The sequence below is a fragment of the Hyalangium sp. genome (genome assembly GCF_045802625.1).
Lineage (GTDB): Bacteria > Myxococcota > Myxococcia > Myxococcales > Myxococcaceae > Hyalangium.
In genome coordinates this window covers 25630-51076 of record NZ_JBJMQP010000055.1, presented here as the reverse complement: position 1 = coordinate 51076, position 25447 = coordinate 25630, and the positions used below count along the sequence as shown (strand labels likewise).

The window sequence follows — 25447 nt, the reverse complement described above, 5'->3', positions numbered from 1 at the left end:
CACATGGGGCTTCAACCTGGAGATCGCTTCGGCCGGTACGAGCTGGTGTCGCGGCTCGGCCACGGGGGCATGGCCGAGACCTGGCGCGCCAGGCTCCTGGCCGCCGCCGGCATCACCAAGCCCGTGCTCATCAAGCGCATCCTCCCCGAGTACGCCAGCGACGACGCCTTCATCTCCATGTTCATCAGCGAGGCGCGCATCTCCGCCACGCTGTCCCACGGCAACATCGCCCAGGTTCACGACTTCGGAGAGCTGGACGGCGAGTACTTCCTGGCCATGGAGTTCGTGGACGGCAAGCCGCTCGATCGCATCATCAAGCGCGCGCTCCGCTCCGGCCTCGGCCACCTGCCCGCGCCGCTGGCCACCTTCATCGCCATCGAGATGTGCCGGGGCCTGCACTACGCCCACACCCGGGTGGATGACAGCGGCAAGCCCCTGGGCATCGTCCACCGGGACATCTCTCCGGACAACGTGCTGGTCAGCTACGAGGGCCAGGTCAAGCTCGTGGACTTCGGCATCGCCAAGGCCCGCATGCAGCGCAACTTCAACACCGCTCCGGGCGTGGTGAAGGGCAAGTACCTGTTCTTCTCTCCCGAGCAGGCGCGCGGCGAGGAGGTGGATGGGCGCACGGATGTGTGGGCCACCGGCGTGGTGCTCTATGAGCTGCTGTGCGGCCGGCTCCCGGTGGAAGGCCCGGAGTACGCCGCGCTCCCCAGGCTGATCAACGGCGCGTTCCCCCGCCCCAGCGTGCTGCGCCCCGAGCTGCCCTCCGAGCTGGAGTCCCTGCTGATGAAGGCCCTGGCGCTCAAGCGCGAGGAGCGCTTCGAGTCCAGCCACGCCTTCGGAGATGCGCTCACCGGGTACCTCTACGCCTCCACGCCGCGCTTCTCGGCGCTGTCGCTGTCCCACTTCGTCCAGGAGTTGTTCCGAGAGGACCTGAGCACCGAGGGACGCGCGGTGCAGGTGCCCGCCTCGTTCCTGGAGGAGATGACCCACTGGCGCTCACCGCCCACCGCTTCCGTGCGGGCGCAGGCACCGGTGACCGAACCCCGGCCCGGGGTGGAGACCGAGCCCCGGCCACGGCTGGAGACCGAGCCCCTGCCGCTGGAGCCCGTTGGCCTCACGCGGGTTCCGCTGCTCCGGCGCCACTCGCGCAAGGGGTGGGCGCTGCTCGCGGTGGCCGCGATCGCAGGGCTGGCCTTCGCCGGGATCCGGCTCCGTCCCGACAGGTTCATCGCCGCGTGGTGGGAATCCACCCTTCCCCCGCTCGCCCCGCAGAAGCCTGGGCCACCGGCCGAGGCGAGCTCGGGTGACAAGCCTTCTCCGCGAGCCGGGGACTCACCGGTGACACCTGCCGCTTCCCAGGCGACCGGCGCGAAGACGGCGCAGAACACGTCCCCTCCTCAGGACCCGCCCGCTGGCAACGGAAGGGCCGCGGATGGGCACGCCTCCGTGGAGCCTGCCGTGACCACAGCTCCACCGCGAGAGGTCTCACCCTCTCAACGATATGCCGCGTGGACCCTGGCAGAGGATGGGCGCTCGCTCATGCAAGCGGCGAAGTACACCGAGGCCGCCGCGGCGCTCTCCCGCTGCCTCGAGCTCGATCCGAGCAACGGCGAGTGCAGAAGGCTCTACGCCAACGTGCTCATGCAGCTCGGGGAGCCGGAGCGAGCGGAGGAGCAGATGCGGCAGTACCTCCACAATCCTCCGACGGAGCGGCCGCCCGATCTGCCGCGCAAGCCGCTCTCCCCGTTTGGGGCCAGTCAGAACCCGCCCTGAGCCACGAAGCCGCGGAGCGCAGCGCCCCACGGCTCGTGGCTCGCGCGAGCGTTACTTCGTGCCCTTGGGCGCGGGCGTCGGCGCGGGCGCAGGGGTGGGCGCGGGCGCGGCCTTGCCCGGGATGAAGTCGGCCTTGGCGTGCTGGTGGACGAAGATGATGCACTCCGAGCCCGCCTTGCACGTGTCGTTGTGCATGACCTTACCGGCCTGCATCACATACGAGCCCGGCGACAGCTCCTTGGTCTCCTTGGCGCCCTCCTCGGTGTGCATCCAGGTGCCCTGGATGAGCACCGCATGGTAGTCGGCGGTGTGGGCGTGCATGCCCGAGTCGAAGCCGCCCGGGAACTTCAGCAGGACGCCGGACTCGCCCTTGGTGCGATCACCCCACAGCGTGGCGACCTGGATCGGAACGTTCGGCGCCATCGGCTCCCACTTCAGCTCGCTGGCCGCCTTGCTCACGCTCTTGCTCGCCCCGGCCGCGTACGACACGGCCCCAACCATCGCCACCGACACGACCGCCACGAACAGCTTCAGTGCCTTCATTATGGTAACCCCCTCGGGTTTGGAATGAGGTGGGCCCACCCTTAGCAGCAGAAGCGGGGTCGGTCTCGATTTTGGCCGGGAGGCGGAGGCTCAGCCCATGATGACGCGCCGCACGCCCCGGGCCTCCAACAACGCGGGCAGCCGATCGCGCTGGTCTCCCTGCAACACCAGCGACTCCTCCTCCACGACCCCGCCACAGCCCAGCGCGCCCTTCAGCGCTTTGAGCCACACCTCCCGCTCCGGCGGCCGCAGCCCGAGCTGCTCCACCACCGTCACCTCCTTGCCGCCACGGCCCTTGCGCTCCATGCGCACCACGGCGCGCGCCGGCCCCTTGCGCTCGTCCGCCTTCTCGGGAGCCTTCACGGGCTCGGGCTTCGAAGGCAGCTCCTCGCGCTTGCCCGCGAGCGCCCCGAACGGGTTGTGGAACGGGGCGGCCGGAGCGGCCGGCTCGGGCTTCTTGTCTTTCTTCCCCATCGCCGAGACTTACTGGGTGCCCGCCATGGGCGGGAGGTTGGGCGGCGGCAGCACCCGGAACGCCGGAGCATTCACATCCCCCCCGGCCATCGCCAGCGCGTAGAGGAACGGCACGCTGGGGACTACCTGGCGGCCATTCACCACGACGAGCGGCGTGCCCTCGATCTGGTGCTGCTGCGCGTAGGCGATGTCCTCCTGCAGGCGCCGGGTGGTCTCCGCGCTGTTCACGCACGCCTCGAGCTGCGAGCGGCTCACCGTCCCGGACGAGGCGATCTGCATGACGTTGCCGACGGTGAGCGTGCGCTGGGCCTCGAAGAGCTTCTCGCGCAGCTGCCAGTAGTCCGGCGCGTCCTCCAGACAGATGGTCGCCTTGGCCGCCAGGCACCGCAGCCCGCCGTCGGTGCGCTCGGGCGAGATGGTGGGGTTGCACCCGCCATCCAGCGGGTAATGACGGGCCTCGATGGACAGCTTGCCCTCGGGCACGCGCTTCCTCATGGCGGCCATGGACTCCACCAGGATCTTGCAGTGGGGGCACATGGGATCGGTCCACTCGACGATCTTCACCGGCGCATCCACCGCGCCGTCACGGCGGCGCGCGGGAGCCTTGGCCGACAGCGGCGTCTCATGAATGTATTGCTCGCGGGCGTTGGCCACCCACTGCTGATCCCTTGGCGACAGGCTGCGCAGGTACGACTCGATCGAGCCGGGCTCGGAGGAGATCTGCGGCAATTGCTCCTCGGCGGCGGTGGCCTTCGGGGTGGCCCGGCCCGGGATGCTCAGGGCGACGAAGCCGGCCAGGGTGAGCCCCAGCGTCCACTTCAACGTGCGTCCCCACTCGCCGGCCTGAGGCACCACCGGGCCAGGGAGCCCGCGCCAGGCGATGAGGGCGAAGGCAATCACCAACACGTAGGTGCCCAGGCACGTGAGGCACAGCGCCCCGGCCGAGGCGCTCACGCTGGCGAGCACCACCGTGGTCAGCGCTCCGGCGGCGGCCGTGAGCCGCAGCCCGTTGGCGGCGGGCCGCACGGTGTGGCCCCCGCTGCGCCACGTCAGGTAGAGGCCGGCCAGCGCGGTGGCCACCACGCCCCACAGCAGGCCCAGGCCCGCCACGGGGATGCCGATCAGCTCGTGCACGCGGCTGGCGAAGGGGGTGTTCCAGATCACTTCACAGTTCACGTGCTCGGACACGCTGCACACGGTGGAGCCACCGTTGCGCAACGTAATGAGCTGGGACCACTGGAAGACGGACAGCGCGCACTCGGCGAGCCCCAGCGCCAGCAGCGCCGTGGCGCCGCGCGAGGGGACGGGAGGGGGCGGATTGGCCTTCTTGCTCATGCGTGCTCCGGGGGCGGGGTCATCAACACGAGCAGCCGGGCATTGTCCGGCCCCTCGTTGGTTACGCCGTGCTCCACCCCCGCGGGGGCGAACACGGAGGCGCCAGGGCCATGGGCCTCCTCCTCGGCGCCAATGCGGAAGCGGCAGCGGCCCTCGAGGACGACGTACACCTTGTCGGACATGGGGTGTCGGTGAGGCTTCTGGGCCTGGCCGGGGGACAAGCAGTACACGTCCAGGAAGAAGCGCCCGGACTGGAACACGTTGTGCTTCTGGAGCTTCTCCGGGGAGAAACCTTGGAAGGCGGACAGGTGCTTCACATCCATCGTGGCATTCCCTCTGGGGCGTCTATATAGCGACGGGCATGGAACCGCTGACGCTTCATTTTCTTCACGAGCAGGCGGGCGCCCGCTTCTCGGTGGTGGGTGGCCGTGAGGTGGCGGCCGATTATGGAGATTTGGAGGCCGAGTATCGAGCGGCACGAGAGGCCGTGGCGCTGCATGATGCCTCCTACCGCGAGACGCTCCGGATAACGGGGGAGGACCGGGCCAGCTTCCTGCACGGCATGGTGACGCAGGAGGTGAACGGCCTGCCCCCTGGCGCGGCGGCCTACACGGCGATGGTCACGGCCAAGGGCGCCATGGTGGCGGACGCCCGGCTCCTCAAGCGCGAGGCGGATCTGCTGCTGGACGTGGAGCCGGGGATGGGCGCCAAGGTCAAGGAGTTCCTGGAGAAGTACCTCATCTCCGAGGACGCCGAGATCCATGATGTCTCGAGCGAGTGGGGCCTGCTGAGGCTGCTCGGCCCCCGGACGGCGGAGGTGCTGGGCACGGCGCTCGGGAGCGCTTTCGAGCCCCTGGCGCCCAACGCTTCCCGGGGAGTCTCACTGGCGGGGGCGCAGGTGCTGCTCGTGGGACACGCGAGCTTCGAGAAGCACGGGGTGGATCTGCTGGTGCCGCGAGGGGCGCTGGAGGGGGTGTGGAAGGCGCTCGTCCAGGCCGGAGGAGCGCAAGGGCTGAAGCCGCTGGGCTTCCAGGCGCTGGAGCTGCTCCGGGTGGAGGCGGGGGTGCCGCGCTACGGGCAGGACATGGTGGACACCACCATCCCGCTGGAGGCCAACCTCACGCACGCCATCTCGTACAACAAGGGCTGCTACATCGGGCAGGAGGTGATTGCCCGCGCCACCTTCCGAGGCCACATGAACCGCAAGCTGGCGGGCCTGCTGCTGGGAGAGGTGGAGGCGGCGCCCGGCACCGAGCTGCGCAAGGGCGAGAAGAAGGTGGGCTGGATTACCAGCGTGGTGCGCTCGCCGGCGCAGGGGCAGCGGGTGGCGCTGGCCTACGTGCACCGTGACCACCTGGAGCCCGGCACGGAGCTGACGCTGGCCGAGGGGCCCACGGTGAAGGTGGCTCCCCTGCCCTTCGCCTGACGCCTCCCGCGCGGTTCCGCGGGCTCAGCGCACGCCGGCTAGCTGCGTGGGAGAGATACCCGTGGCCGCTCCGATGGCCCGGCCAATCGCATTGGCCGCCTGGGGGAACGGCCCGCGAGCCAGCTCCTGGCCCGAGGCGCTCACCGCCTGGGCGACGACAGTGTCGAAGCCCTTTTTCAGGCCCAGCGCCTGGTGTGATTCGCCCTGGGAGTCTGCCACCATGAAGAACGACGACTGGAGATCGGCTGGCGGCTGCTCGCCCTTGTCGCTGAACAACTTCTGCATCTGCTCGAGCGACGAGCGGTAGCTCTTGGCGATCTCCTTGCGCGCCAGCCCCTTGAAGAGCCCGGGGACGTCACGCAGGTCCACGTGAACCACGATGATCGGGCGCGCCGCGCGCAGCCCATAGATGAAGTCGTAGGCCGTGCCCCGTAGCTCATCGCGGTTGCCACGGTTGGCGTACAGCACCACCGCCGGCCTCCCCTGCCCGATGGGGACCTCCCTGCCGAGGATGTCCGTCTCTGCGGCATGGGCTGGGATGGCTCCCAGCAGACCCAACAGGCAGGTGAGCGTCGCGATGATCTTCATGTGCCGGTGTCTCCTCGGAGTGGAAAGGCCGTGGCCCTTCGAACCCGGGGAATCACGCGGCAATGCCCGCTCGCGAAGGGAGACAGGCAGAGGCCTTCCCCCCTGCCTGCTTCATTAGACCTCTGTAAATCTTGTTCCCGTGGCGCCCATGCGTTCCAAGGCGTCCTTGATCTCCTCGGAGACGATAAGGGCGACCTCCCAGCCCTCGGGACGAAACACCTTTGCGCTGCCCACCTTGGCCCTATCGATGCGCATGTCCCGAACATCCCGGTATTGGCCAACCCTGTCCGGCTCTCCATCCTCATGGGTCCAGAGCAGAATTCTAGATGCCTTCTCGTCGATGCAGCGGATGAGGCGCGTTGCCACAAGGACGAGGTATTGATCCGGTTGGCCCTCAATGTCTGCGGGGATCAGTTGCACATCACCACGAGCCCGCTCTGCCAACATGGAGGCCACCTTGACGTGGACGACGGGGATCCGGATTCCCGCCTCGGTGAAGTCCAGCGGCCTGCCCGCAATCTCGATGGGAATTTTTAGCCGCCCCTCCACGTGCACGGGCGTTCCTCGCTTGAAGTCCCAGTCGTGCACCCGCTGGCCCTGGCTGTCGATTGGAGTATCCAGGTGCCAGCGGTGGGGGATGTAGACGTCGTCGGCTAGATCGAAGAAGCGCTGGGTCATAGGGCAGTGACTATGTTCCAAAGACTTCGCGGACACTCCGCGAGCGATGCTCTTATGGTATGGTACCAACCTCGGAGGTTCTACTTCCTTGGTACTACCCACGAAGTGGCTGCTCCTCGCCCCACTGCTGGTGGCAAGCACGGTCGCTGCCCAGCCCCAACTCCCTGTCCGCCAGCGCCAAGACCGGCGCGCCGCGCTGCCTACCACTCCTACCGAGCCCATGCTCGAGCTGTATGTGGCCGCGAACAACCTCACCATGGCGGCGTTCAATGGCCCCCTGGACCGCGACAGCCTCATCGTGGACCGTACCCGCTTCAAGTGGGTGGACGTCGGTGACCGCATTCTCGCCCTGGAGCCCTTCGCAGATCTCGGTCCCGGCGAGAGGCTCATCATGCAGGTCGGCTTCAAGGACAGGGCGCTGCCCGCGAAGGCCGTCATCGCCGTCGTCTCCAAGGCGGACGTGATGGACGGGAAGGTGGAGGTGGATCGACGGGCAAACACCCCTGAGGCTTTGCTCGCGGCCCTCTCCCAGAAGGAAGCTGAACTGGAGGGACTCAAGGCCCGATGCGCGGGGAACGGTCCTGCCGGGATCGTCTTCTCTGAGTGGCTCACTGAGAAAATGCACCCAGTAGTTTTAGTCGCCAAGGCATCCGCCGCAGAGTCCAGTGGCCTGGAAGCGCAACGAGGCGTTGGCTACGAGGGTACGTCCTCGACGCTGGTGGCCATCCAGTTGCACAACCTGCCAAGCCAGAAGCCTTGGGCTCCCGGGCAAGCCCACCTCACGAGTTCACGAGGTGCGCCGGTGAGGGTTCTCTCGGTGCAGATGAGGCCGGAGGAACTGGCTCCTGGTGAGCAGGGCCTGCTGGTAGTGGAGACGAAGGAGCCACCCTGGATAGCCAGCAAGCCATTCAGCGTGGAACTCATGGATGCCAGCGGCCAGCGCCGCCTGTCCTTCACCCTTGAGACCCAATAGGAAGCCACTGCCCATGACGTCGAACGCCTTTCACCCCGACCACCTCAAGCCGAGGGACATGGTGGGCCCCTGGCGGATTGTCGAGTCGCTGGGCAGCGGCAACTTCGGCCGTACCTTCAAAGCCGAGCGCGACGGGGATTTCTTCACGCTCAAGATGGCTGTACGGCCGGCTCCTGAGCTACCCCAGGAGACTCCCGAGAAGGACTTGGAGGAGCGGCAAGTGGATGGGCGCATGCGCCACGAGGCCGCCATCCTCATGGCCAACGCCAGCCAGCCGGGCCTGCCTCACCTACGCGCCATAGACAGGTGGCCGCACCCCACCAAGGGCTACCTCTACATCGTCACGGATTACGTGCCCGGCGAGCCCTTCCACGCGTGGCGCGAGAAGACCCGCCCCACTGCTACCCTGCTCGTAGACATCTTCATCGACGTGGTGCGCGTGGTGGCCAAGCTGCACAGCCGCGGCATCCTCATCCGGGACTTCAAGAGCCAGCACGTCATCATCGACCCTACGGACAACAAGCCGGTGCTCGTGGACCTGGGCAGTGCGTGGCTGCCGGGCGGCTCCACCCTCACGGTGGGCCTGGCACCTGGGACTCCCTATGCCCTGCCACCCGAGTGCATCGCCTTCATCCGAGAGGGCTCCTGGAAGCAGGGCGCCCGGTTCGACGCGACGCAGGCGGGCGACCTCTACCAGCTCGGCGTCTTCATCTACGAAGCACTCGCGGATGGCTGGCCCTTCGATCCGCGACTGACGCAGGACGAGCTGCTGGTGGCCATCGAGAACGTCATCCCCCGCGCTCCTCACCGCATCAACCCGGAAGTACCCGAGTCGCTCAGCCGCATCGCCCTGCGACTGCTCGAGAAGCGGCCGGAAGACCGTTTCGAGAGTGCCGAGGCCCTGCTTCAGGCCCTGTGGGATGCGGCCAAGGAGCGCTCCAAGCTGACCTGGAAGGTGCCACTCGAGCTATCTGCGGAGGGCCCGGCCCCCGTGACTCAGGATGAGGTGGAGGAGCGCCGCCTCCAGAAGCAGGAAGCCGAGCGCAAAGCCAAGGAGGCCCGCGAGCAGGAAGCAGAAGAGCTTTCTCACCAGGAGGCGCTGGAGCACCTCTCCTTCCTCACCCAGGGAATCCAGGAACAGTTGCTCCTCTCCGAGCAGAAGGCCGCCCGCCGCAAGAAGACATGGTGGAGAATCGCGCTCGCTGCGAGCTTGCTCCTGCTGGTCCTGATCCTCTTCACTGCCTGGCAGGTGTGGCTCGCTCCGGCCCCGACCTCCACCATTGCTTCTGAGAAAGGAAGTTCGCTCGTGTCCACCTTCAGCAACTCCCGGCCCACCAGGGCCATCGCCGCATGGCTGTGCACTACTTTCAGCGTGGGCTGCACCGCAGCCCAGGTGCGGCCCCTGCCGGAAGACTGCCCCCAGGAGGCTGTCCGGAACATGGAGGAGATGAACCTCCTCAAAAGAAGCTACCAAGTCATCATCGACATCAACCAACCCGGCAAACCGACGGAACGAGGGGTCTACCACTCAGGGCCCATCGTGGGCCGGGTGGTGAAGTACCCGTTTACGGGGCCCCTGCCCGATGGCACCCTGCTCTACGGGCAACTCTGGACAAAGGGACTTCTCAAGGAAGGAGACGAGGCCGTCTACGCTCGCTACACCAGCGCTCTCCTGCCGGATGGGCATCGCATCCCAGTGTGCATCATTCTGGGGGACCAGACTGGACTTATCCGCAAGGATGAAGGCTCAAAGCCCGGCGAGGCGCGCCTGCCGCGAGAGAATCTTGCTCAGGCCGTCCGAATGTGGCCGTGAGTGGAGCGCGTCTATCGAAAGCGCATCTCCAATGAAGAAACTTGTGGCGTCACTCCTCTGAGTCCAAGAGATTCACGGGCTGGGCGGCACCACAGGCTGGCCTTTTCGTGTCCATGCCTCGACTTCATCGAGAACCTTCTCAACGAGCGCATCTGATACCGCTGCATCCGAAGGGCGAATTGGGGCTTGGCGCGACTCGTCACGCTCCTTGCCAGGATGCACAAAGTTTCTCCAGTCGCGCACTTCTTGAGCAATCTTCTCCGTCTTGGCACTAAGAACGCCCAATCCAATTGGCCCGCAGATAGCGATCTGCTGGAAGAACTTCCACTCAGATACATCTGTTGGATCGAACCGCCCCCACCGATTACCTGGAGTTTGCATCACTCTTCGAGCCGCCGCTTCAGATTCCTGAAGATTCCGCTCAAGCACATCAAGCAGTGTTGCCTCAACAATGGACCCTGCAAGCACCAGCGCAACCTTTACTTCATCAGCCTTGCGCGCGGCACTGAGAGATGCCAAATCCCTCTCCACAATTGCACGAAGCTCAGGGTTCAGCAGAAAGGGGAGTTGCCTAACCGGGCCTTCGGTAGGTGCCCTCCAATAGCGTTGGGCCAACCTAGCGAGTTCGTCTACAACGACAAATTCAAGCTGGGGATACTTATCAGACGGTATAGGACCGACTGTCCCCCAGTTAGTAAGATAGAACTTGGCATGAGACAAGCCAGTGAGCCACCTCACACGGGCATCATTCTTTGGCCAGACTAATTGTGGCTCGAGCAACTCACACACGCGCACGAAGGCATCGAGCGCACCAAACTCGCTCTGACGCAAGGCTGAATTAGGCACCTGCCGAATTGCCAAAATCTGACGTAGATCATCTGGGTGGGCATGCATCTTTTAAACTCACTCCGTTATCTTCAAGCCGGTCCCTTCCGCCAACCGATGACCGAGCAGCGCAAAGATGCCCAAAGTCGTACTTAGGCAATATTCAACCTCTGCTCGGGAAAAAGACTGGGCTGGATACGTTTCTTTTGCGCCCAGTCCGCACAACAGGCGAGTGGCTTCAATGGTCGACTTGACATGCTCGCGCTTGGACTCATCGCGGAAGCACCGAGCCAGAATGGCGTCTACACCGGGCACTTGTGTCCCAGCGATTCGTACTGATTCCAGAGCAGCAAGTGATTGCTGGCAAGCAGAAAGAGTCGCATCATATTCCCCTTCACGAAAAAGGGTATCTGCCTCTTGGAGTTTTTCGATCGCATCCTCTAGATGAGGATCTCCTCGAAAACCTTTGATGTTGACTTCGAAGAACTCCGTCTCATTCCAGCCGAGAAACTGCAGAATCCTTACCCATTCAGATCGAGGAATGATCGGCGTGAAATCGGTGGTATTAAAGTTACTGGATGTAAAAAGGTCGACGTACTCTAGAGCAGGGGAGGGCTTTTGCGGGTCAACATCCCGGTAACGGTATTTGACTTCCACTTTAAGAACTACGTCATTGCCTTTTCTTTGCGCTCTTTGCTCCTCAATGAACCTGATAGATGCATCAGACAATTGAACAACAGCCATTCGCCCAATGGTTTCGTCTTCCTTTTTGAATACATATGGGAAGTCGGGGAGCTGAAAGGGCATGGCGACAAGCTGGTCTGCGCACCTCAGCGTCGCTTCTGTCACCACAACTATAGCCGGACGCATATACCATCTTAATTCAAAATTAAGCGATATCGTTCTTACCGGCCCACCGCTACCAGCGATTCTGACATTCTTAATCTGCATAATCTATGCATCCACAATGCTCATGGATTGAGCATCAAAAGGCGATGACTACGGGATGAAGCTGTTCTGGTAATTCGGATCCTCGACTGAGAGCGCCGCCCCCGTCGGGTGCAGCGGCAGCGTCGTATCGAGCATCACCGCCAGCTCGTCCGTCGTCTTGTGGCCGATGCTCGCCTCATACGCTCCGGGGTGCGGCCCGTGCGCCACGCCCGCCGGGTGGTGGCTCACACTGCCCGGCCCCACGCCGCGCCGGCTGGTGAAGTTGCCCTTGCAGTAGAAGAGGAACTCGTCGCAGTCCACCGAGCTGTGCGGGTACGGGCACGGGATGGCCTCCGGGTGGAAGTCCACCACGCGCGGCACGAACGAGCAGATCAGCGCTCCCCGCGAAGCAAAGGTGCCGTGCCACGTGGGCGGCAGGTGCACCAGGCCCGCTCTCGGCTGGAAGTTCAGGATGGGGAACACCCACGGGTACACCGTCCCGTCCCAGCCCACCACGTCCAGCGGCGAGCTCTGGTAGCGGAACCCGTGGAACGTGTCCCCGCGCTTCACCACCAGCTCGCGGATCCCCTCGTCCTGCGGCCCGGTGAACTCCACCGCCTTGAAGTCCCGGTGGCTGTAGGGCGCGTCCATGCGCAGCTGCCCCACGTCGTTGCGCCACTGCCGAGGCAGGTGCAGCCCGCCCTTGCACTCGATGGAGAGCCAGTACTGCGCCACGCCCTTGTCCGGGATGAAGCGGTGCGCCAGCCCGTGCGGGACGAAGACGTAGTCCTGCGCCGTGAAGCGCAGGTCCCCGAGCGGCGAGCGCAGCACCCCGCTGCCCTCGTGGATGTAGAACAGATCATCCCCGTCCGCGTTGGTGAAGTAGACGGGATCAGGCTCAGTGGGGTGCAGCACTCCGAGCGTCACGTCGGCGTTGAAGAGCAGCGGCACCCGCGCATCGATGGGCGGGCCCCCCACGCGCTGGAGCTCCTGCGTCTTGTAGTGCCGCTTGGCCAGGGGCCGTCCCGTCACGGGCTCCGGCGTCTTCCACCCGTGCCCCACCTCCGACAGGCCCTGCGTGTGCGGAGCCTTCTGGTGGTAGGCAATGGTGTAGGGCCCCTCGAACCCGTCGCGGGTGATGCACTCCTCGTACATCAAGGTGCCCTTCTCATCCCTCAGCTGGATGTGGTGCTTGCGGGGCACCTTCCCGACGACGCGACGCTCGAACATGGCCTAGATCCGCCCTTCTGCCTTCTGCTGGCGCTCGATGCTCTCGAAGAGCGCGCGGAAGTTTCCGCCGCCGAAGCCCTGGTCTCCCTTGCGCTGGATGATCTCGTAGAAGAACGGCCCCGCGTTCGGATCCTTGTAGAGGCTGGCCGCGTCCTTCATGAAGATCTGCAGCAGGTACTTATGCTCCTTGTCGCCGTCGATGAGGATCTCCAGGTTGCGCAGCGCCTGGATGTCCTCGTCGATCTTCTTGATGCCCATGCGCTCGATGCGCTCGGGCAGCGCGTCGTAATAGGAGCCCGGCGTGGGCATGAACTGGATGCCCGAGCTCTCGCGCATGGCCTTCACCGTGCTGATGATGTCGTTCACGGTGAGCGCCAGGTGCTGCACGCCGTCGCCGCGGTGATCCTCGTTGAAGATGTTGATCTGCGAGGACTTGAAGAAGGGCCGCAGCGGCTCGTTGTTGGCGAACTTCACCTGGCTGTTCGGATCCCACACCACCGTGGAGCGCAGACCCGAGCCGTGGCCCAGCATCTTCTTCCCGGCCACATCCTCGGTGTGGAACTGGATGCCCCAGAACGACTCGAAGCCCATCACGTGCTCCATCCAGAGGATCATGGGCTTCATCGTCTGGAAGTTGCTGGTGAGGTGATCGATCCGGCCAAAGCCGAAGCGGTTCTTCCCGCCCTGAGGCGTGGGGTGCGCCTGGAAGCCCGGGTACAGCGCGCGGTAGCCATCGCGCTGGATGAAGCGGAAGGTGGTGTCACCGAACGGCGTGGTGATGGAGAACATCGCCAGCTTGCCGCCCTGCTCATCGGTGAAGCGCTGGATGTCCGTGATGAAGGTGGCATCCCGCTTCTCGAGCAGCCGGAAGGCCTTCTCGACGTCCTCCACCTCGTAGTTGATGGTGCCCACTCCGTCCGGGTGCTTGCGCAGGAAGCGCCACGCGCGCCCGCCCTCGCCCACCGGCTGGCTGACGATCAGGAGCACGTCCCCCGCCTGGAAGACGGCCGACTTCTGCTTGCCCGCCTTCTCCAGCTCCGGCGAGGACACGCCCAGCTCGGCGAAGTCCAGCGCCTGCGTGTAGAAGCGGCGGCTGCGATCCAGATCGTGCACGTACCAGTGCACGCTCTCGATCATCTTGATGCCCAGCGATTCGATCTTGTTGGCCATGGTCGACTCCTTCTAAGGCTCGTGAAACATCAGGCCAGCGCCGCGTCGGGCTGCCGGTCGGGGTGGGCCGCCTGGAAGGCGGGAAGCTTGTCGCACGCGGCTTCGATGCGCGTGAGCGTGGGGTACGGCGTCAGGTCTACTCCATAACGCCGAGCACCGTAGAGTTGGGGCACCAGGAAGATGTCCGCGAAAGACACTGCGTCCCCCACGCAATAGGTGCCCGCCGTCTCCTTCACCGCGGCCTCCAGCGCCGCCAGGCCCCGAGCGTTCCAGTGCGCCGCGAAGACCTTGTCGTCGCCCTTGAGCTCGTGCTTCACGAACTGGAGCACGGAGAGGTTCTGCAGGGGTTGAATCCCCGAGTTCACCATCTCGGACAACATCCGGGTCCGGGCGCGCAGCAGCGGCTCGGCCGGCAGCAGCGCGGGCGTGCGGTAGCGCTCCTCCAGGTACTCGAGGATGGCGACCGACTGGGAGAGCCGTCGCACCACCCCTCCCTCTTCCCACTCCAGGGTGGGCACGGTGCGCATGGGGTTGAGGGCGCGGTAGGCCTCCGAGTGCTGCTGCCCGCCGTCCTTCAGCAGGTGCACGGCCTCGTAGGTGTACGCCAGCCCCTTGAGGTTCAGCGCGATGCGAACGCGCCACGAACACGAGGAGCGCCAGTAGCTGTACAGCTTCATCGCTTCACCACCTTCTGGGAGATCCGGCCAAAGAGGCTCTTGCCCGCCGCATCCAGCACCTCGATCTGGATGGTGTCGCCCGGCTTCATGAAGGGCGTCTTCGGCTTGCCCTCCTCGATGGTCTCGATCATCCGCCGCTCGGCGAGGCAGGAGATGCCGCGAGCCCGATCCTCATTGGACACGGTGCCGCTGCCCAGGATGGTCCCCGCGGTGAAGCCGCGCGTCTTGGAGATGTGCTGGATGAGCTCGGGGAAGGAGAAGTGCATCTCGCCCGCCTCCGTGTCGCCCACCAGCTGGCCGTTGAGCGTGGAGCGCACGCGCATATGCAGGCGCCCCTCTCTCCAGGCCGGCCCCAGCTCATCCGGCGTGAGCGCGAAGGGGCTGAACGCCGTGGCGGGCTTGCTCTGGAAGAAGCCGAAGCCCTTGGCCAGCTCGTCGGGGATGAGGTTGCGCAGCGACACGTCATTGCACAGCATCAGCAGCCGGATGTGCTTGCCCGCCTCGGCGGCCTTCGTGCCCTGCGGCGTGTCTCCGAGGATGACGCAGACCTCGCTCTCGAAGTCCAGGCCCCACGCCTCGTCACCCAGGGGGATGTCCGCCGTGGGCGCCAGGAACTCGCCCGAGCCGCCTTGGTAGACGAGCGGATCCGTCTTCAGCGTGGCCGGCGGCTCGGCGTTGCGCGCCTTGCGCACGAGGATGACGTGGTTGAGGAAGGCGCTGCCGTCCACCCACTCGTAGGCGCGAGGCAGCGGGGCCAGCAGCGCGTTCACATCCAGCGGGCGGCTCTGCACGGCGCCGGCCTCGAGCTGATCCGCCAGCGTGCGCAGCTGAGGCTCCGCCCGCGCCCAGTCATCCAGCGCGGCCTGGAGGGTGAGGGCCACGGGGGTGGCCAGCGCATACGCGGAGCTGTCGCGGTTGACGACGATCAGCCGTCCGTCGCGAGTCCCGTCCTTCAGGGTGGCGAGCTTCAATCCCAGGCTCCCGGGCGGCCGAGAGAGGAACTGCCAGGCCGCCGCCTTGCGCCGGGCTTTTGGGCTCTGGGCTCTGGAGTGTCAAGCAACACGAAGGCGGAATACCTCGCGTGCGTGTTGTCGCTGCCAGAAGCGCAACCTCAAGACGTGCTCCTGAGGGCAGTGCGCAGTGCGTCATCGTGCACGCCTGGCTGGTCTCCGAGCCATCAGGGTCGGCCATGCGTCCAAGTGGGATGGATCCCATTCATCTTTGTTGAAAGCCAGGACGACGGCTCGCATCGATCGCCGGTGACCCCTTGGCATAGACCGCCCCGGCACCAAGCTTGTCGCAGGGACGACGCAAAGCCGACCGCATTGCCAACGCAATGCGCTGGGAGGGCGAGGGTACGAATGGCAGACGGCTTTCCACAGGCCAGCGCCGCTCCTGGAGAACCGCTCCCTGGAAGACGGCTGGGCAATCGCTTCGAACTGCTTCAGCGAATGAAGGCGGGACGGGGGATTTCGACCTGGCTGGGGAGCGACCTGCGGACCGGGAGCCGGGTCGTCACCAAGGTGACACTCACCAGCACCATGGCCCCTACGGCGCGCCAGCGGCTGGAGCACGAGGCCTCGGTGCTGGCGGAGCTGCGGAGCAGCTTCCTCGCGCCTCTCCTCCACCTGGGCGTGTCGGGCGATCTCCTCTATGTGGTGACGCCTTACATCCCCGGAGAGACGCTCGAGGAGCGGCTCACGCACGGCAGCCTCACGCTGGCGGAAGTGCTCACCCTGGGACAGTGCGTGCTGGCCGCGCTGGCGGAGGCGCACCGCCACGGCGTGCTCCACCGGGACGTGAAGCCCTCCAACATCATCATCGAGGGCCACCCGCTGGAGCGCGCCACGCTGGTGGACTTTGGCCTGTCCCGCAGCGAACGGTTGGATCCCTCGCTGAGGGATCTGCCGGTGGGGACCGCGCGCTACCTCTCGCCGGAGCAGGCAGGGCTGCTCAACCGTTCGGTGGAGACCACATCGGATCTGTACTCGGTGGGCATCGTGCTCTTCGAGGCGCTCTCGGGCCGCCCCGCGTTCGATGGAACCTCCGTGGGCGAAGTGCTGCGGCAGCACCTGGCGGCGCGGCCCAAGCTGCGCAGCGGCGGCGTGGAGGTGCCTCGCGCGCTGGAGGAGCTGGTGGGCCGGCTGCTGCAGACGGATCCGACGGATCGCTACCAGTCCGCCGAGTCCGCGCTCGCCGATCTGCGCGCCCTGGACGAAGCGCTCTCGCATGGCGAGGCGGAGCCGGAGCTCGTCACCGGCGCGCATGATCAGCGCCGCAGCCTCACCGAGCCCTCCTTCGTGGGCCGCCACGAGGAGCTGGCGGTGCTGGAGCGCGAGCTGGATCGGACCCGCTCGGAGCCAGGGCGGCTGGTGGTGGTGGAGGCCGAGTCCGGGGGCGGCAAGAGCCGGCTGCTGGAGGAGCTCTCCGCGCGCGCCGTGCACCACCGGGCCTGGGTGCTCCAGGGCCAGGCGCTGGATCAGGCCGCGCAGCGCCCCTTCCAGCTCTTCGCCGGGGTGGCGACCAGCATCGCCGCGGCGGCTCGCGAGAAGCCCGCGCTGGCGGAGCTGCTGCGCCAGCGCTTGGGCGATCAGGCCACGGCGCTGACCACCGTGCTGCCCCAGCTCGAGCCGGTGCTGCGCCCCGCGCCCCAGCAGAGCCTGGGGCCCGAGTCTTTCGGCGAGAGCCGCGGCATCCGCGCCCTCACCTCGCTGTTGGGGGCGCTGGGCACGGAGGCGGAGCCCGCGGTGGTGCTGCTGGATGATTGCCAGTGGGCGGACGAGCTGACGCTGCGGGCGATCGAGAACTGGCAGCAGGCCGCGTCCCGGAGCGAGGGGCACGCCATGCTCGTGGTGTCCTTCCGCAGCGAGGAGGCGGGCACCGGGCACATGCTGCGGCGGCTGAAGCCCAGCGTCCACCTGCGCCTGGCCACGTTCGGCGCCGCCGAGGTGACGCGCATGGCGGAGTCCATGGCGGGCGCCCTGCCCCCCGAGGCGACGGAGCTGGTGACCCGGCTCTCCGAGGGCAACCCCTTCATGGCCTCGGCGGTGCTCCACGGGCTGGTGGAGGACGGCGCGCTGGTGCCCGGCCCCGACGGGTGGCAGGTGGATCCGGACGCCATGGCCCACGTGCGCTCCTCGCGCCAGGCGGCCTCGTTCCTGGTGCGCCGGATCAAGCGCCTGCCGGCCGAGTCCCTGCGGCTGCTCTCGGTGGGCGCCGTGCTGGGCAAGAGCTTCGATCTGGAGCGGGTGGCGGCGCTGTCGGGGACGCACCGCGAGCGGGTGGCCGCGGCGCTGGCCGAGCCTCGCCGCCGGCACATGCTGTGGGAGGACAGCCGGGACCGCTACACCTTCGTCCACGACAAGCTGCGCGAGGCGCTGCTGGGGCTGCTCAAGCCCGAGGAGCGCAAGGAGCTGCACCGGCTGACGGCGCGCACCATCGCCAGCAGCCCGATGGCGGATCCCTTCGAGCTGGCCTACCACTTCGACGCCGCGGGCGAGTACACCCAGGCCCTGCCGTACGCGTTGGTTGCAGCGGCGCGGGCCCGGCAGCAGTTCGCCCTGGCGACGGCGGAGCTCAACTACCGTATCGCCGAGCGAGGCTCGGACGGCGCGGACACCAACACCCGTTACCGCATCGCCGCGGGGCTGGGGGACGTGCTCATGCTGCGTGGCCGGTACGAAGAGGCCCAGCAGCAGCTCGAGGTTGCCCAGAGCCTGGCCACGGAGCGCGTGGAGCAGGCGCGCATCTGGTCGAAGCTCGGGGAGCTGGCCTTCAAGCGCGGCCGGGGAGACGAGGGCAACGCGGCGCTCGAGAAGGGGCTCAAGCTGCTCGGGCGCTGGGTGCCGGACAGCAACGCCCTGCGCGGCGTGGGGGCCCTCTGGGAGCTCGCCGTGCAGACCGGGCACACCGTGCTCCCTCGGCTCTGGCTGGCGCGCAGATCGCTCGACGACAGCGCGAGCGAGGAGGATCTGCTCGCCGTCCACCTCTACAGCCGGCTGGCCTATGGGTACTGGTACCACCGGGGGCGCATGGCCGTGCTCTGGGCGCACCTGCGCGAGCTGAACATCGCCGAGCGCTACCCGCCCACCCCCGAGCTGGCCCAGGCCTACTCCGAGCACTCGCCCGTGGCCACGGTGCTGCCCTGGTACCAGCGCGCCATCGACTACGTGGCCAAGTCCCTGGAGATGCGTCGGCAGATGGGCGACGTGTGGGGCCAGGGCCAGTCGCTCCACTTCTACGGGCTGGCCATGTACTGCACTGGCCGCTTCGAGGAGTGCATCGAGCGCTGCCGCGAGGCCATCCGCCTCCTGGAGCGGACCGGGGATCGCTGGGAGGTGAACAACGCCCACTTTCAATGGGCCATGGCGCTCTATCAGCTCGGGAGGCTGAGAGAGGCGTTGACCTCCGCCCAGCAGCTCCACGAGGCGGCGCTGGCCATCGGAGATCGCTACGCGGTGCGGCTCGCGCTGGAGGTGTGGGGCAAGGCCTCGGGAGGCCGCCTCCCGCGCAGCCTGCTGGAGGTGGAGCTGGCCAACCCCAGCGCCGATCCCCAGTCGCGCGCCGGCGTCCTCATGTCCGAGGCCATCCGCCAGCTCCATGAAGGAGACGCGGAGGGCGCCGTCACCACGCTCATGCAGGCCGAGCGGCTGGTGGAGCATGCCCACCTCCGCTCGGAGTACGTGGCGCCCGTGCCGGGCTGGCTCACCACCGCGCTGCGCAAGCGCCTGGAGAACGTCTCCCCGTTTGCCCTGGAGCGCCGCGCCGAGCTGCTCAAGGAAGCCGAGCGAACCGCCGAGCGAGCCCACCGGGTCGCGCGCACCTACCGCAACAACCTCCCCCACGCCCTGCGCGAGCGCGGGTTGCTGGCGGCCATGGCCGGGCAGAAGAAGCAGGCCCGAAAGTGGCTGGACCAGAGCCTGAGCGTGGCCGAGGAAAAGAAGATGCGCTACGAGCGCGCCCAGACGCTGCTGGCGCGGGGAGAGGTGGGCAAGGAGCTCGGCTGGCCCGAGGCCGCGGAGGATCTCAAGACAGCCACGCGCGAGCTCCAGGAGATGGAGCAGGGCCTGGGTGAGGAGTCGCTCTCCCCCGGGGCCACTCCCGAGCGGATGGAGACGCTGTCCCTGGCCGATCGCTTCCCCCGGGTGCTGGAGGCGGGCCGGCGCATTGCCTCCGCCCTCACCCGCGAGGCGGTGTTCGAGGCAGTGCGCCAGTCCATGCTGGAGCTGCTGCGCGCGGAGCACTGCGTGGTGCTGGATCCCGCGGACGTGCTCCCCGAGGATGTCCGCTCGGCCGAAGGCGTGAGCCGCACCGCCATCACCCAGGCGCTGGAGACGGGACGCCCGGCGATCCTGGGCCAGGGCATGCCCGGCGGCGTGAGCGACAGCATGGAGATGATCGGCGTCCGCTCGCTGCTGTGCGCGCCGCTGCAGGTGCGCGGCAAGACGGTGGCCTGTGTCTGCGCCAGCCACCGCCAGGTGGGCGAGCTGTTCGGCGAGGACGAGGAGAAGCTCACGGGCTTCATCACCACCCTGGCCAGCGTGGCGCTGGAGAACGCCGAGGGCTTCGAGCGAATGACGGCCCTCTCCGAGGAGCGGGGCCGGCTCTACCTCGAGGAGCAGGAGGCGGTGCGCCGCCGCGATGACTTCCTCTCCATCGCCGCGCACGAGCTGAAGACACCGCTCACCTCGCTCCAGCTCCACCTGCAGGGGCTCATGTCCCAGGTGCGGCAGACGGCCCAGACGCTGCCGCCCGAGCGCGTGGCCAACAAGCTGGAGTCGGCCAACATGCAGACCCAGCGCCTGGGCCGGCTCGTCAACGAGCTGCTGGACATCTCCCGCGTGGCCCAGGGACAGCTGCTCGGAAAGCTCGAGGACGTGGATCTGGTGCCCCTGGTCCGCGGCATCATCGAGCGCATGCGCGAGGCGCTGGCACGGGCGGAGTGCCCCGTCGAGCTGTACGCCAGCCCCAGCGTGATGGGGCACTGGGATGCGATGCGGCTGGAGCAGGTGGTGGGCAACCTGCTCACCAACGCGATGAAGTACGGCGCGGGCAAGCGCATCCGGGTGACGGTGGACAGCGACACCACGCACGCCCGGATCCAGGTCCGGGACGAGGGCATCGGCATCGCCCCGGAGGACGCCGAGCGCATCTTCGAGCGCTTCGAGCGCGCCGTGTCCGTGCGGCACTACGGCGGCTTTGGCATCGGGCTGTGGCTGGTGCGAGAGATCGTCCAGGCGCTCGGGGGGACGGTGGAGGTCCAGAGCGTCCCCGGAGAGGGCTCCACCTTCACCGTCACCCTGCCCCTGCGCGGCCCGGAGCAGCCCCCGGCCGGGGACCCGCCCCTCAGCGCCGAGTCAGCTCCAGGTAGATGACGTTCTGCTCGCTGTCGCGGAACATGCGCCACGAGGCCAGCTGCAGCGGATCGATGTCCAAGGTCAGCGACTGCATCTGGTCCTCATCTCGGTAGATGAGCCACCAGTCCATGAAGGCCTCGAGGTAGCCGGCCTCCGGGCAGGTGGCGAAGTTGGCCACCAGCAGGCGTCCGCCCGGGTTCAGCATGTCGAAGAGCAGCTGCGTCAGCCGCCGGGCCGTGTTGTCGGACAGGTAGTCGTACAGGCCCGCGGAGTACGCCAGATCCAGGTGCCCGAACACGGTGCGCCCGGTGAGCAGCGCCCGCACGGAGCCGCACACCGGCCGGATGGCCGTCTCCGGATGCTGCCGCGCCACCTCCGCCAGGCTCATCGGGTCCTGATCGAAGGCGATGAACTCGCCCACCTGGTGCTCCTTCACGGCGTGGGACAGCTCCGCCTCGCGCAGGTGCCCACAGGCCACGGAGAGGATCCGAGGCTGGTGCACCTGGGAGGCCACCGTGTCGATCTCCTTGGCCAGCAGCACGCGCCGCTCGCGGACGCTCCGGGGGCTCGGCTGCTGGTACATGAAGCGGTAGATGTGGCTGCCTGTGTGCAGCTCCTGCCCCACCCGCTCCGCGTAGAGGTAGTCAATCAGCGCCGCATCCCCCGCGTAGCCGCGCGGCCGCTCGTAGCCATGCCGCGTAAAGGGGCATTGGTGGAGCAATTCGCGCAGCGGGTGGACCCGCGCCGCCTCCAGACAGAACTTGCGCCAGTCCTTGCGGCTCCATTGGCGGCGGAGATGAAAGAGCCCGTGGTGCAGGGTCAACATCCCCGCCTGCACATCTCCTCCATTGGCGAGTTGTCTGTAGATGCCATCCAGCCAGGAGCTCGCTTGACCGAGCATTTCACCCTGGCTCGCCCAGTCCGACACCGGCGAGACCAGAGCGTTCCGCTCCAAGCCACGGACGAAATCGGACGTCTTCAGTACAAGAGGAAAGGGGTTGTGCATCAACAACCTCAACGCGAGAGCCCCCCTTGGGCCATTCCAAGGGGGCCCCTCGATGGAATGGGTGCTCCCTCGGCAGCCAGTGGACATGGCGCCCTGCGTCAGGCCTGGAGACACAACCCACGAAGTTTGCTAGGGGGGCGCGGCTACCGCCATGGGACTGAAGTCCTCCTGTGCAGGAGCGTGCATGGACAGGAACCGGCGAATGGCCCGGTTCACCAGCTCCGGTTGTTCCAGGTTGGACATGTGCCCCACGTGAGGCAGCCGCACCAGCCGCGAGCCGCGGATGCGCGAGTGCAGCAGCTCCGCCATCTCCGGCGTCGTCGCCACGTCCTCCTCGCCCACCAGGATGAGCGTCGGCGTGGTGATGCGGGGCAGCTCCTCGGTAATCCCCCGGCGGGTGATCACCCCCTGCATGGCCCGCCATGCGTCCCGTGGGTTCTTCAACAGCTGGCGCCGCAGCTCCTCGCGCTCGGCCGCTCGCGCGGGATCGTGGAGGAAGGTCCGCCCGAAGTAGACGGTCATGATCTGATCCACCACCGGCCGCAAGCCCAGCCAGTGCATGGTGGCTGTCAGCACCCAGTAACGGGAGAGATTCCACAGCGACTCCGAGCAGGCGGACGTGTCCAGCAGGGTGAGCGAGCGCAGCAGCTCCGGGTGGCGCGCGGCGACCCGCAGGCCGACCATGCCGCCCTGGGACAGGCCCACGAAGTGACAGGGCGCCAGCCCCAGGGCCTGGATGAAGGCCACGGCATCTTCGTAGACCGTGCGCAGATCAATGCCCTTGCCCGGGGGAGCCGTGCTCCGGCCCTGCCCCCGGTGATCATAGGCGATGCAGCGATACTGGCCCCGGAGGGCCTCGATCTGCCGCGAGTAGAGGTTCGAGTTCCACAGCAACCCGTGGCTGAAGACGATCGGCTCACCGGGACCGCCAGTGTCCTCGTAATAGAGCTGCACACCGCGAATGGACAGGAAGGGCATGGTGTCTGGGATAGGGAGTCAACCAGGAAGCGGAACCCCGGGAGCACGCCTGATGCTTCCCGCGTGCCAAAACTGCACCGGCACCGGGTCTCCGCGCGGGAACGCATCCGCCTGATCCTCCGCCTGGGTATGGCAGGGAGGCTGCCGTCCCCACGCTTGCCAGGCTGTGTGGTGGAAGCCACCTCTCCTCCCCTGCCCCCAGGGCTCAGCTGTAGCGGCTGTGATCCACCCGAAACTCCTCTTCGGGGGGCAGCTCGATGGGCTCAACGTGGCGCCCGGCGATGATGCCGTGGCGGCGCAGCGTGCGCTCGATGTCCTCGGCGTACGCGAGCACGGGCTCCACGGCGAGGCTCGTGGCGAACGTCACCTCGTCAATGAGCTTCAGGTTCTCTGGCTGGTGCGTGGCGAAGGTGATCGTCCCCCGCGAGCCGGTCTGCAGCCGCAGCGGACAGATGCGCAGACAGGCGAGCACCTCGGCCGGTACCGACTTGATGATGGAGACCGGCACCTTGTCCATCTGCTCCGAGCGGATGAACGGCACGTTGAGGTGGCCCGCCAGCAGCCGCAGGAACACGTCCCTCGGCACGATGTTCAGGCTGAGCACCGCCTCGCCAAACTTGCACTTCCACTGGGCCTGATACGCCAGCACGGTCTGCACCTGCCCTGGCGTCAAGGCACCGTTGTGAACCAACCACTCTCCAAGTCGCATCCTGGGCACGCCGCCATCCCCCCGGACAAACACTCCTGCCAGTGCGAGACGGGCTATTGCTTCTGGCGTGCCATACCCGTGGCCAGACATTTCACAGGTTTGCTCTCGCGCTTCCTCAGAGTGCGGAAGGATTTTCCGTGCCGTGCCTCCAAGAGTTACAGACAGGGGTCGAACTGGAGGCCCGGAGGTGGTATGGGAGCACCGCCCTCATGCCCTTCCAGATCATCGTCCACCAGCCGGATCGTATCCTCGAGGTCATCTACCCATCCCAGCCCACGCAGGCGGATGTGGATGACTACCTCGCTCGCGTGAGAACGGAGATCGAAGCCCTGGCGGGAGACTGGAGCGCGCTGGTGGATCAGTCCCAGCTGCGGGTAATGCCCTCCAACATGGTGGCCGTGATGGCCAAGCTCAACGCCTACGCGCAGCTCAAGGGCATGAAGCGCTCGGCGCGCATCGTCTCCACGGCGGCCTCCGGCCTCCAGGCCTGGCGGATGACCAAGCAGGCCATGCTCACCATCCCCGCGCGCACCTTCGAGGCGCGTGAAGAAGCGCTCAATTGGCTGAAGAACCCAGACGACGAGTAGGGCTTGACAGTCTCAGGGGTGAGATCTAACGCGGAGCGCCATGAGCACATCTCGGTTCCCCAGCCCGTCCGCCCCCATCAGCCACCAGGTCCCCCTGCGCGTTCTCCTGCTGGAGAACATCCACATGTCCGCCGAGCAACTGCTCACGGCCGAGGGCTTCGTGGTGGAGCGGGTGGCCGGGGCGCTCAAGCCCGAGGAGCTGGCCGAGCGGCTCAAGGGCGTGCACCTGCTGGGCATCCGCAGCAAGACGAACGTGCCGGAGAGCTCCCTGGCCCACGCGGAGAGCCTGCTGGCCATTGGGGCCTTCTGCATTGGCACCAACCAGATCGAGCTGACGGCCACCAACCGGCACGGCATCCCCTGCTTCAACGCGCCCTTCAGCAACACGCGCAGCGTGGCGGAGATGGTGATCGCGGAGATCATCGTGCTGACGCGCCAGCTCTTCGATCGCAGCCGCGAGGTGCACACCGGCCAGTGGCGCAAGGTGGCCACCGGCAGCCACGAGGTGCGCGGGAAGACGCTGGGCATCATCGGCTACGGGCACATCGGCTCGCAGCTGGGCGTGCTGGCCGAGTCGCTCGGCCTGCGCGTGCTCTACTACGACGTCATGACGAAGCTGCCGCTGGGTAACTCGCGCTCGGTGCCCACGCTGGGCGAGCTGCTGGCCGAGTCGGACTTCGTCACCCTGCACGTGCCGGCCACCCCCTCCACGAACATGATGATCGGCGCGGCGGAGCTGGCGCGGATGAAGAAGGGCGCGTGCCTGATCAACGCCAGCCGGGGCACGGTGGTGGACATCCCCGCGCTGGCGCAGGCGCTGAAGTCCAAGCACCTGGGCGGCGCCGCGGTGGACGTCTACCCGGAGGAGCCGGAGACCAACAGCGACGGCTTCAAGACCGAGCTGCAGAACCTGCCCAACGTGGTGCTCACCCCGCACATCGGCGGCTCCACCGAGGAGGCCCAGGAGTCCATTGGCCGTGAGGTGGCCACCTCGCTGATCAAGTTCGTGAAGTCCGGCGCCACCACCGGCGCGGTGAACTTCCCCCAGGTGGAGGTGCCGCTCATCCCCGGCACGCACCGCATCCTCAACGTGCACCGCAACACCCCGGGCGTGCTGCGCGACATCAACCGCATCGTCTCGGACCTGAACGCCAACATCCACGCGCAGGTGCTGAGCACGGACGCGAACATCGGCTACCTGGTGATGGATCTGGATCAGGACGTGTCCGCGCCCGTGTGCGAGGCCATCGCGGGGCTGAAGACGGACATCAAGACGCGCATCGTGTCCTGAGACACGCGGGCCCGCCCCTCACGGAGCGGGCCCCACGCGCCGGCTCACTCACGGCAGGGCACGGCGAGACACCTCGCCG

Annotated in this window: 22 protein-coding genes; 7 read left to right on the top strand and 15 right to left on the bottom strand. The window is 67.0% G+C overall.

The genetic code is table 11. From position 1 onward, the window contains the following. The first annotated feature begins 3 nt into the window (after positions 1-3). Positions 4-1779 carry a protein kinase domain-containing protein gene (locus ACJ8AT_RS11475; RefSeq protein WP_407737723.1) on the top strand — a complete coding sequence of 592 codons (1776 nt, stop codon included), beginning with the start codon at positions 4-6 and terminating at the stop codon, positions 1777-1779. A gap of 51 nt (positions 1780-1830) precedes the next feature. Here ACJ8AT_RS11475 and ACJ8AT_RS11470 read toward each other — a convergent pair whose 3' ends face one another. From ACJ8AT_RS11470 to ACJ8AT_RS11455, 4 genes are all read right to left on the bottom strand, one after another. After that, the gene (locus ACJ8AT_RS11470; RefSeq protein ID WP_407737722.1) at positions 1831-2322 is read right to left on the bottom strand and encodes a DUF4437 domain-containing protein; all 492 of its coding nucleotides are present in this window, start codon (positions 2320-2322) and stop codon (positions 1831-1833) included. 90 nt (positions 2323-2412) lie between these two features. After that, positions 2413-2796 (bottom strand): translation initiation factor, encoded by a 384-nt coding sequence (locus ACJ8AT_RS11465; RefSeq protein ID WP_407737721.1) that lies wholly within the window; start codon positions 2794-2796, stop codon positions 2413-2415. 9 nt (positions 2797-2805) lie between these two features. Further along, a complete protein-coding gene (locus ACJ8AT_RS11460; protein WP_407737720.1) occupies positions 2806-4131 on the bottom strand; it encodes a thioredoxin domain-containing protein in 1326 nt (441 codons plus the stop codon). Further along, complete coding sequence (locus ACJ8AT_RS11455; protein WP_407737719.1) at positions 4128-4454, bottom strand: cupin domain-containing protein; 327 nt, start codon at positions 4452-4454, stop codon at positions 4128-4130. Before ACJ8AT_RS11455 ends, ACJ8AT_RS11460 begins: the two co-directional genes overlap by 4 nt. Positions 4455-4492: 38 nt before the next feature. Here ACJ8AT_RS11455 and ACJ8AT_RS11450 point away from each other — a divergent pair, with 38 nt between their 5' ends. After that, on the top strand, positions 4493-5557 hold the full coding sequence (locus ACJ8AT_RS11450) for a YgfZ/GcvT domain-containing protein (protein ID WP_407737718.1): 1065 nt from the start codon (positions 4493-4495) through the stop codon (positions 5555-5557). Positions 5558-5581: 24 nt separating this feature from the next. Here ACJ8AT_RS11450 and ACJ8AT_RS11445 read toward each other — a convergent pair whose 3' ends face one another. Together ACJ8AT_RS11445 and ACJ8AT_RS11440 are read right to left on the bottom strand one after the other, a co-directional pair. Beyond that, on the bottom strand, positions 5582-6145 hold the full coding sequence (locus tag ACJ8AT_RS11445; protein WP_407737717.1) for a hypothetical protein: 564 nt from the start codon (positions 6143-6145) through the stop codon (positions 5582-5584). 114 nt (positions 6146-6259) lie between these two features. Further along, positions 6260-6823, bottom strand: coding sequence for an imm11 family protein (locus ACJ8AT_RS11440; protein ID WP_407737716.1), 564 nt, complete (start codon positions 6821-6823; stop codon positions 6260-6262). 88 nt (positions 6824-6911) lie between these two features. On the opposite strand from ACJ8AT_RS11440, the gene ACJ8AT_RS11435 reads away from it, so the two are divergent. Both ACJ8AT_RS11435 and ACJ8AT_RS11430 read left to right on the top strand, forming a co-directional pair. Continuing rightward, a complete protein-coding gene (locus ACJ8AT_RS11435) occupies positions 6912-7796 on the top strand; it encodes a DUF2381 family protein (protein WP_407737715.1) in 885 nt (294 codons plus the stop codon). Between the two features lie 13 nt (positions 7797-7809). After that, the gene (locus ACJ8AT_RS11430) at positions 7810-9609 is read left to right on the top strand and encodes a serine/threonine protein kinase (protein WP_407737714.1); all 1800 of its coding nucleotides are present in this window, start codon (positions 7810-7812) and stop codon (positions 9607-9609) included. Positions 9610-9681: 72 nt separating this feature from the next. On the opposite strand, the gene ACJ8AT_RS11425 is transcribed toward ACJ8AT_RS11430, so the two are convergent. The 6 genes from ACJ8AT_RS11425 to ACJ8AT_RS11400 all read right to left on the bottom strand — a co-directional run bounded on the left by ACJ8AT_RS11425 (position 9682) and on the right by ACJ8AT_RS11400 (position 15412). Continuing rightward, complete coding sequence (locus ACJ8AT_RS11425) at positions 9682-10440, bottom strand: hypothetical protein (protein WP_407737713.1); 759 nt, start codon at positions 10438-10440, stop codon at positions 9682-9684. 72 nt (positions 10441-10512) lie between these two features. Continuing rightward, positions 10513-11385 (bottom strand): HEPN domain-containing protein, encoded by an 873-nt coding sequence (locus ACJ8AT_RS11420; protein ID WP_407737712.1) that lies wholly within the window; start codon positions 11383-11385, stop codon positions 10513-10515. A gap of 48 nt (positions 11386-11433) precedes the next feature. Next, positions 11434-12594 carry a homogentisate 1,2-dioxygenase gene (locus ACJ8AT_RS11415; RefSeq protein ID WP_407737711.1) on the bottom strand — a complete coding sequence of 387 codons (1161 nt, stop codon included), beginning with the start codon at positions 12592-12594 and terminating at the stop codon, positions 11434-11436. A 3-nt stretch (positions 12595-12597) separates the two neighbouring features. Further along, the gene (gene hppD / locus ACJ8AT_RS11410) at positions 12598-13764 is read right to left on the bottom strand and encodes a 4-hydroxyphenylpyruvate dioxygenase (RefSeq protein WP_407737710.1); all 1167 of its coding nucleotides are present in this window, start codon (positions 13762-13764) and stop codon (positions 12598-12600) included. Positions 13765-13793: 29 nt separating this feature from the next. Continuing rightward, positions 13794-14441: a maleylacetoacetate isomerase gene (maiA, locus tag ACJ8AT_RS11405; protein ID WP_407737709.1), complete on the bottom strand. Its 648-nt coding sequence runs from the start codon at positions 14439-14441 to the stop codon at positions 13794-13796. Further along, positions 14438-15412, bottom strand: coding sequence for a fumarylacetoacetate hydrolase family protein (locus ACJ8AT_RS11400; protein WP_407737708.1), 975 nt, complete (start codon positions 15410-15412; stop codon positions 14438-14440). Before ACJ8AT_RS11400 ends, maiA begins: the two co-directional genes overlap by 4 nt. A gap of 390 nt (positions 15413-15802) precedes the next feature. On the opposite strand from ACJ8AT_RS11400, the gene ACJ8AT_RS11395 reads away from it, so the two are divergent. Next, complete coding sequence (locus ACJ8AT_RS11395) at positions 15803-20815, top strand: ATP-binding protein (protein WP_407737707.1); 5013 nt, start codon at positions 15803-15805, stop codon at positions 20813-20815. On the opposite strand, the gene ACJ8AT_RS11390 is transcribed toward ACJ8AT_RS11395, so the two are convergent. From ACJ8AT_RS11390 to ACJ8AT_RS11380, 3 genes are all read right to left on the bottom strand, one after another. Beyond that, positions 20787-21698, bottom strand: a complete 912-nt coding sequence (locus tag ACJ8AT_RS11390; RefSeq protein ID WP_407737706.1) for a class I SAM-dependent methyltransferase — start codon at positions 21696-21698, stop codon at positions 20787-20789. The two genes, ACJ8AT_RS11395 and ACJ8AT_RS11390, sit on opposite strands and share 29 nt — an antisense overlap. A 234-nt stretch (positions 21699-21932) precedes the next feature. Continuing rightward, positions 21933-22781: an alpha/beta fold hydrolase gene (locus ACJ8AT_RS11385; protein WP_407737705.1), complete on the bottom strand. Its 849-nt coding sequence runs from the start codon at positions 22779-22781 to the stop codon at positions 21933-21935. 205 nt (positions 22782-22986) lie between these two features. Next, on the bottom strand, positions 22987-23454 hold the full coding sequence (locus tag ACJ8AT_RS11380; RefSeq protein ID WP_407737704.1) for a pilus assembly protein PilB: 468 nt from the start codon (positions 23452-23454) through the stop codon (positions 22987-22989). Between the two features lie 245 nt (positions 23455-23699). On the opposite strand from ACJ8AT_RS11380, the gene ACJ8AT_RS11375 reads away from it, so the two are divergent. After that, positions 23700-24077: an STAS/SEC14 domain-containing protein gene (locus tag ACJ8AT_RS11375; protein ID WP_407737703.1), complete on the top strand. Its 378-nt coding sequence runs from the start codon at positions 23700-23702 to the stop codon at positions 24075-24077. A 40-nt stretch (positions 24078-24117) separates the two neighbouring features. Further along, positions 24118-25368: a phosphoglycerate dehydrogenase gene (gene serA / locus ACJ8AT_RS11370; protein WP_407737702.1), complete on the top strand. Its 1251-nt coding sequence runs from the start codon at positions 24118-24120 to the stop codon at positions 25366-25368. Positions 25369-25447 lie beyond the last annotated feature (79 nt).